8 protein-coding genes and 1 pseudogene are annotated in these 7,401 nt (G+C 63.4%); 8 read left to right on the top strand and 1 reads right to left on the bottom strand.

Going from position 1 to position 7,401, the window contains the following annotated elements:
• A partial coding sequence (der, locus tag EN943_RS32705; protein ID WP_127416100.1) for a ribosome biogenesis GTPase Der occupies positions 1-990 on the top strand: 990 nt, incomplete at its 5' end.
• Between the two features lie 32 nt (positions 991-1,022).
• Here der and EN943_RS32710 read toward each other — a convergent pair.
• A complete protein-coding gene (locus EN943_RS32710; protein ID WP_127416101.1) occupies positions 1,023-1,931 on the bottom strand; it encodes a LysR substrate-binding domain-containing protein in 909 nt (302 codons plus the stop codon).
• Between the two features lie 119 nt (positions 1,932-2,050).
• Here EN943_RS32710 and EN943_RS32715 point away from each other — a divergent pair, with 119 nt between their 5' ends.
• From EN943_RS32715 to EN943_RS32745, 7 genes and pseudogenes are all read left to right on the top strand, one after another.
• On the top strand, positions 2,051-3,343 hold the full coding sequence (locus EN943_RS32715) for an MFS transporter (RefSeq protein ID WP_127416102.1): 1,293 nt from the start codon (positions 2,051-2,053) through the stop codon (positions 3,341-3,343).
• A 144-nt stretch (positions 3,344-3,487) separates the two neighbouring features.
• A complete protein-coding gene (locus EN943_RS32720; protein WP_127416103.1) occupies positions 3,488-4,672 on the top strand; it encodes a cell wall hydrolase in 1,185 nt (394 codons plus the stop codon).
• A gap of 254 nt (positions 4,673-4,926) precedes the next feature.
• Positions 4,927-5,334, top strand: a complete 408-nt coding sequence (locus tag EN943_RS32725) for an AtpZ/AtpI family protein (RefSeq protein ID WP_127416104.1) — start codon at positions 4,927-4,929, stop codon at positions 5,332-5,334.
• A 59-nt stretch (positions 5,335-5,393) separates the two neighbouring features.
• Positions 5,394-6,152 (top strand): F0F1 ATP synthase subunit A, encoded by a 759-nt coding sequence (locus tag EN943_RS32730; RefSeq protein ID WP_023808677.1) that lies wholly within the window; start codon positions 5,394-5,396, stop codon positions 6,150-6,152.
• An 85-nt stretch (positions 6,153-6,237) separates the two neighbouring features.
• A complete protein-coding gene (locus EN943_RS32735) occupies positions 6,238-6,462 on the top strand; it encodes a F0F1 ATP synthase subunit C (RefSeq protein ID WP_006206606.1) in 225 nt (74 codons plus the stop codon).
• A 63-nt stretch (positions 6,463-6,525) separates the two neighbouring features.
• Positions 6,526-7,125 (top strand): F0F1 ATP synthase subunit B, encoded by a 600-nt coding sequence (locus tag EN943_RS32740; protein WP_127290956.1) that lies wholly within the window; start codon positions 6,526-6,528, stop codon positions 7,123-7,125.
• Between the two features lie 10 nt (positions 7,126-7,135).
• Positions 7,136-7,401: pseudogene (locus tag EN943_RS32745) on the top strand (ATP F0F1 synthase subunit B); the annotation flags it as partial.

Here is a 7,401-nt window from a genome sequence, read left to right on the forward strand (position 1 = left end):
GGCCAGGGCATGCCCGACCTGCGCGACGCCGTGATCGGCGCGCTCGGCGAAGCGCGCGCCTTCGGCGAAGAAGAAGATGGCGAAGACGAAGACGTCGCTGCGGGCGAGGTGCTGATCGGTGAGGATATCGCCGATCCGGATGCCGAGCACACCTATGACGACACCAAGCCGATGCGCATCGCCGTCGTCGGCCGTCCAAATGCCGGCAAGTCGACGCTGATCAACGCGCTGATCGGCGAAGAGCGGCTGCTCACCGGACCGGAAGCCGGCATCACCCGTGATTCGATCTCGGTCGATTGGGATTGGCATGGCCGCCGCCTGAAACTATTCGACACGGCCGGCATGCGCCGCAAGGCCAGGATCCATGAAAAGCTGGAAGTGATGTCGGTGCAGGACGGCCTGCGCGCCATCCGGTTCGCCGAGATCGTCATCATCGTCCTCGACGCCACCATCCCCTTCGAGAAGCAGGATCTGCAGATCGCTGACCTGATCATCAGGGAAGGCCGGGCGCCGGTGATCGCCTTCAACAAATGGGATCTGATCGACCATCCCCAGGAGCTTCTGGCCGAACTGCGCGAGAAGACGGAACGGCTTCTTCCCCAGGCGCGCGGCCTCCAGGCCGTACCTGTCTCCGGCGAGACCGGGCGCGGGCTCGACAAGCTGATGGATGCCGTCATCAGGACCCACAAGGTGTGGAACAGCCGCGTTTCGACCGGCAAGCTCAACCGCTGGCTGGAAGGCATCCTGGCACACCATCCGCCGCCTGCCGTGGCCGGGCGCCGGCTGAAGGTCAAATACGTCACACAGGCCAAGACCCGGCCGCCAGGTTTCGTTGTCCAGTGCTCGCGGCCCGATGCGATGCCGCAATCCTATGTCCGCTATCTCTCCAACAGCCTGCGCGAAGCCTTCGACATGCCCGGCGTGCCGATCCGCATCGCGCTGCGCACGTCGGACAATCCATTCGCCGGCAGGTCGAACAAGCGCAAATAAGCGGTCGGGCGCTGGATACCTGTTCCGGCTGTCTAAGCGACCTCCTTCAACCGCTCGTCCCGCGGCAGCGCCTGCAACGCCGCCTGCAACAATATGTCGGCCAGCCGCGCTGCCACCGGATCCAGTTCAGCATCCTTCTGGTGCAGCACCAACGCCATTTTGGGCAATGCCGGCAGCCCGGCGATCTCCGGCGTCATCGCGCTGACGCTGGCCGGCAGGCCGATGTCGGTGCGGATCGTCAGCCCCAGCCCCGCCGCAACCGCTGCCCAGATGCCGCCAAGGCTCGGGCTGGAAAAGGCCATCCGCCACGACAGCCCGGCGCGGTCGAGCGTTTCGGTTGCCACCGTGCGCAGAAGGCATGGTGCTTCGAGCGCCACCAGCGGCAGCGGCTCACCGTCGCGCAGGCTGGTCTCGATGCGCTTTGCCGGCCCGATCCAACGCATCGGCACATCGGCGACATGCTGGCTGTAGGGCAGCGTTTCGCCGCAGTGCCAGGCGAGCGCGATGTCGAGGCTGCCTGACATGACCCTTTCGGCAAGGTCGTGGCTGCGTGCGATCCTGGCTTCGATCTTCACCTTGGGGTGCGCCCGGGCGAAGCGGCCGAGCACGTCCGGCAGCACCGCCTCGCCGAAATCTTCCTGCAAGCCGAGCCGTACCCAGCCTTCCAGCTCGATATCGTGGATGGCGGATGCCGCCTCGTCATTCAATTCGATCAGCCTGCGCGCATAGCCGAGCATGGTCTCGCCGGCCTCGGTCAAAGCGAGGCCACGTCCTGATTTGCGGAAGATCGGCGTCGCCGCCTGTTCTTCCAGTTTCTTCAATTGCGCGCTGACGGCCGAGGTCGACCGGCCAAGCCGGCCAGCGGCCTTGGCAAAGCTACCCAGCTCCATGCCGGTGACGAAACTGCGCAGAACGTCGAGGTCGAAAGTTACGCGTCGCATGTCTGAAGTCCCGATTTTTAGGATTGTAAGTTCAAAACTTCCTGATTTTCAGGATGAAATTATGGCGGTAGGGACAGATCGTCAAGGCCGGACCACGGGCCAGCACGGGAAATGAAATCATGTCCGCCATTGTCAATTGCACCGACCGGCAGCCGTCGGAACTCCTGGAAGATACTGGTTCCGCCGCGAGGCTGTTCAAGCCGGGCCATCGCTGGAAAGTCCTGGGCATCGGCGTTGCCGCCAATGCCGCCTTCTCGGCTACGTTTTCCGGCATCCCGGCGACGGCGGTCGTTCTTCGCCAGGGCTATCATTTGGGCAATGGCGAGCTCGGCCTGGCGCTCGGCCTTCTCGGGCTGGGGGTCGCGCTCAGCGAACTGCCCTGGGGCTTGCTCACCGACCGCTGGGGCGACCGCCGCGTGCTCCTGATCGGCCTCTGCGCGACGGCGGCGTGGCTCCTGGCCATGGCGATGCTGGTTGTGCCGACAAAGGCCGGTACTCCCAATGTCACGCTGCTCTCCGCGAGTCTGCTCATCACCGGACTGCTCGGCGGCAGCGTCAACGGTTCAAGCGGCCGCGCCATCATGGGCTGGTTTCGGGAAAACGAGCGCGGCTTCGCCATGAGCATCAGGCAGACGGCGGTGCCGCTTGGCGGCGGCCTTGGCGCGCTTGTGCTGCCCTCGCTTGCGCTGACTTTCGGCTTTGGTGCGGTGTTCGGGGTGCTGGCGGGCGCATCCGCTCTGTCTGCCCTGTTCGCCTGGCGCTGGCTGCACGAGCCGCCGACCGCAGGCAAGGGTCATCTCGCTTCGGCTTCTGTGGCCGGACCGGCGCCGCTGCGCAATCGCGATGTCTGGCGTATCGCGACCGCCATCGGCCTACTCTGCTTTCCGCAGGTGGCCGTGCTCACCTTCGCCTCCGTGTTCCTGCACGATTTCGTTGGGTTGGGAACGGCGGCAATCAGCGCGAGCCTCGCCGCCGTTCAGATCGGCGCCATGGTCATGCGCATCTGGAGCGGCCGCTTCACCGACCGTCACGGCAACCGCCGCCAATTTCTTCGCTTGTGCAGCGCGTTCAGCGCCCTTGCCTTCGCCATGCTTTGGCTGCTGGTCCTGTTCGGCCCAACCGTTCCGGGCGGCCAGCTCATCTGGTTGGCGGTTCTCCCAGTCGTGCTTATTGCCGCAGGCATCTCGGTCTCCGCCTGGCACGGCGTCGCCTACACCGAGCTTGCCACCCTTGCCGGCGCCGGCCATGTCGGAACCGCCCTCAGCCTTGCCAACACCTTTGTTTTCGTCGGCTTCTTCCTGGTGCCGGTGGCCATTCCGGGGCTCTTGCACCTCTGGTCTTGGTCCGGCGTCTGGCTGGCGGCCGCCATCTGCGCGCTGATCGCCCGGCCGATCTTCCTGCGTCCGGCCTGAAGGGTCGGCCGCAAAATCGCCCGACTTCGCAACCACGACCTCGGGCCGACCGGGAAAACCCGATCGAACCCGTTAACGTCCCATCAAGGTTAATGCATCATTTTGCTCTCCAGTGGGGTCTGTAGCGTTCCTGGAGAGAGTTCCGTGCATCGACGTGTGTTGAAGCGGCTGGTTGCCGCCGCCGGTGAGAGAAAACGTGGCTTTCTGGGTCCGCTCGTCATCGGTTTCGGCATCTGGATCGGCTTTCCGACCGTCGCCGCCTACCAGGACATGACGAGCCTGGTTTCCGGCCTCGAAGCATCGAGCACGCGCTGGAATTCCTATGTCGAGAAATCCGTAGCCGGATCGACCCATGCGGCCGAGATGCCCTTTGTCGATTCCGATTTCACCGGCTCCATTTCCGGATCGGGCGTCCATCTGGCCGGTGTCGGCAACGTGTCGTTTCGCGGCAAGGGCGGCAAGGTCAGCGGCACGCCCGATGAGGACCGCGTCGTGCGCGCCGAGAAGAAAGGGCGCATCGTCCAGATCTCTCCCGTCGCACCGCCGAAGAACTTCAACGCCGGCTCGATCTTCGAGCGCACCTCCTCCTTGCTGCGGCCCAGCATGGACAGCGGCCTGAAAATGGCCTTCGCCCAGCCGCAGATCAAAGGCAAGGAAATCCAGATCGCCGCCGCATTTCATGCGCGCGAGGACAAGAAGCCGGATCCCGGCATGCCGGCCATGCTGGCGGCGCTGGTCAACAACGACCATCCGGATGTGCTGGCGACCGCCTATGCGCAGTCCGAGCCGGACTATGCCAAGGCATCGCCCTTCGAAGCCCTGCTTCAGGACGAGCAGCCTAATGAGGGCCGCTTCATTCCGCCGATGGCCAAGGGCGATCATTCGTGGATCCAGAACCCGCTGCCGGCGAGTGTCTTCTCCAAGAAGGAGCAGGCATGCCTTGCCAACGGTATTTATTTCGAGGCGAGGAGCGAATCCGTGCGCGGCCAGGCCGCCGTCGCCCAGGTCATCCTCAACCGCGTCCGCAATCCGACCTATCCGAATTCGATCTGCGGCGTCGTCTACCAGAACGACAGCTGGTTCAACCGTTGCCAGTTCTCCTTCGCCTGCGACGGCAGGAAGAAGCGCGTCGATAGCCCTGCCGCCTACAAGACCGCTCAGGAGATCGCCATGGCCGTCACAGCCGGCAAGATCTTCATTCCGGAAGTCGGATCGTCGACCCACTACTACGCCCAATATGTCCATCCCGGCTGGGCGCGCACTATGCAGAAGATGACCAAGATCGGCCTGCATATCTTCTATCGTACCTATGGTGGCGGCTGGAGCTGAGCGCGGAACAGTCGCCGATCTTTGGCGCGGCACGCGGTCGATCAAACAGCCATTGCCCGGGGGATTCGCGCCATGCATCCTCGTCATCACGGCGGGCACGATGTCGCACCTTTGTAATCCATTGATTTCATTGCCTAAAATACATGGCAATGAACTTCCGCCCGTGGCTTGACGGGCGCAAACCCTCTAACTATGTTGCCGGCGACTTTAGAAGCGGACGGACGGTGACGGTCTGACCGGGCAGGGGGGTTGCGATGGCCGACAAGAATGGGCCAGACGGAACCGGAGAAACCGGCCGCGGCAATCAGCATGAACCCGACATCCGCGATGACGATCTTGAACGGCGCCGCCGTGATCTTGAAGCTTCGCTTGCGACAAGGCGGCCGAACCGGCTCGAGGGGAAAGACGACGCGAAAGCGGGCAGTGTGGCCGGTTATGGTCAGGCGCTCAAACTCTCCAGCGAGTTTATCGCCGGGGTGGTGGTGGGTGCCGGCATCGGCTGGATCATCGACCGTCTGGCGGGGACATCGCCATGGGGTCTGATCGTATTTCTGCTGCTTGGTTTTGGCGCCGGAGTGCTCAATGTGATGCGTTCCGCCGGCGTTGTGGCAGAATTTGGACAGGGCGATAAATCGCGCCGTGGCCAAGACGACAAGAAATGACCGCGCACCATGTGCGGTAATGGTAACGAGGCCGTACGCGGCATTGACGGGGTTTGAACGTGGCAGCTGACAAGGTCGATCCGATCCACCAGTTCCATATCAACAAGCTGATTCCGATCGACATCGGCGGCTATGACCTGTCTTTCACCAATTCGGCGCTGTTCATGGTCGCGACCGTGATCGTCGCGGCTGGATTCCTGTTTCTCACGACATCGAGCCGCAGCCTGGTTCCCGGGCGGCTTCAGTCGGTCTCCGAGATGGCCTACGAGTTCGTCGGCAACATGTTGCGCGACGCCGCCGGCACGCAAGGCATGAAGTTCTTCCCTCTCGTGTTCTCGCTGTTCATGTTCGTGCTCGTCGCCAATCTGCTTGGCCTGTTCCCGTATTTCTTCACCGTCACCAGCCACATCATCGTCACCTTCGGCCTTGCCGTGCTGGTGATCGCAACCGTGGTCGTCTACGGCTTCATGAAGCATGGTTTTGGCTTCCTGAAACTGTTCGTGCCGCATGGCGTGCCGGTCTTCCTGCTGCCGCTGGTGGTGCTGATCGAGGTGATCTCCTTCGTGTCGCGCCCGGTCAGCCTCTCGGTTCGTCTGTTCGCCAACATGCTCGCCGGCCACATCACGCTGAAGGTGTTCTCCGGCTTCGTCGTCAGCCTGAGCGCGCTCGGCGCGGTCGGCGTCGCCGGCTCGATCCTGCCTCTGGCGATGGCGGTGGCGCTGACGGCACTGGAACTGCTGGTCGCTTTCCTGCAGGCCTACGTCTTTGCCGTGTTGACCTGCATGTATCTCAACGACGCCCTGCACCCCGGGCACTAGGCCCAAAAGTTTCCGGCCCAAGAATTTCCAACATTGGCGTCGGATGGAATCGCAACGGAATTTTAGATCCAAAGGAGTTGAACAAATGGACGCAGAAGCAGCAAAGTACATCGGCGCCGGCATCGCTTGCCTGGGCATGGGTGGCGCAGGCATTGGCCTCGGCAACATCTTCGGCAGCTACCTGGCGGGCGCTCTGCGCAACCCGTCGGCTGCTGATGGCCAGTTCGGCCGTCTGATCTTCGGCTTCGCCGTGACCGAAGCTCTGGGCATCTTCTCGCTTCTCATCGCGCTTCTGGCCCTGTTCGGCTGAGCACTCGGGAAGATTGGACAGGCCGGCCGCGCAAGCGGCGGGCCTGAATTTCGGGGATAGTCCATGTTCGTGACATCTGCCTTTGCGCAAGAGTCCGCGCCATCAGCCGATACCAGCCACGCTGCGACGGAAGGCGAAACGCATTCCGGCACCAGCGTGCCTGCTGAAGCGCATGGCACGTTTCCGCCATTCGATCCGGCGACGTTCCCGTCGCAGCTTCTGTGGCTGGCGATCACCTTCGGGCTGTTCTATCTCTTCCTGAAGCGGGTGGTGATGCCGCGCGTCGGCGGCATCATCGATGTCCGCAACGATCGCATCACGCAAGACCTCGACCAGGCAGCCAAGTTGAAGGGCGAGGCCGACGCCGCCGTTGCTGCCTACGAGCAGGAACTGGCGGAAGCCAAGACCAAGGCCAACGCGATCGGCCAGCAGGCCAACGACGCGGCCAAGGCCGAGGCCGACACCGCTCGCAAGAAGGTCGAGGCCGCGCTCGACGCGAAGCTTGGCGAAGCCGAAGCCCGCATTTCTTCCATCAAGGCCAATGCCATGAAGGAAGTCGGCAGCATTGCCGAGGACACCGCTTCGGCGATCGTCGAGGCCCTGGTTGGCGGCAAGGCCAGCAAGGCCGAGATCGCGGCCGCGGTCAAATCCGTGGCCCGGTGAGGAGCGCATCATGGATTACACATCTCTCGCGACGCTCTGGGCCACGATAGCCCTGATCATCTTCCTCGGCGTTGCCGTCTACATCAAGGTGCCTGGCATGATCGCCAAGGCGCTCGACGCCCGCGCCGCCAGGATCAGCAATGAGCTGGACGAAGCGCGCCGGCTGCGCGAGGAGGCCCAGCAATTGCTCGGCCAATACCAGCGCAAGCGCAAGGAAGCCGAGCAGGAGGCCGCCGACATCGTCGCTGCCGCCAAGCGCGAAGCCGACATGCTTGC

This window comes from Mesorhizobium sp. M7A.F.Ca.US.006.01.1.1 (assembly GCF_003997935.1).
Taxonomy (GTDB): Bacteria; Pseudomonadota; Alphaproteobacteria; order Rhizobiales; family Rhizobiaceae; genus Mesorhizobium.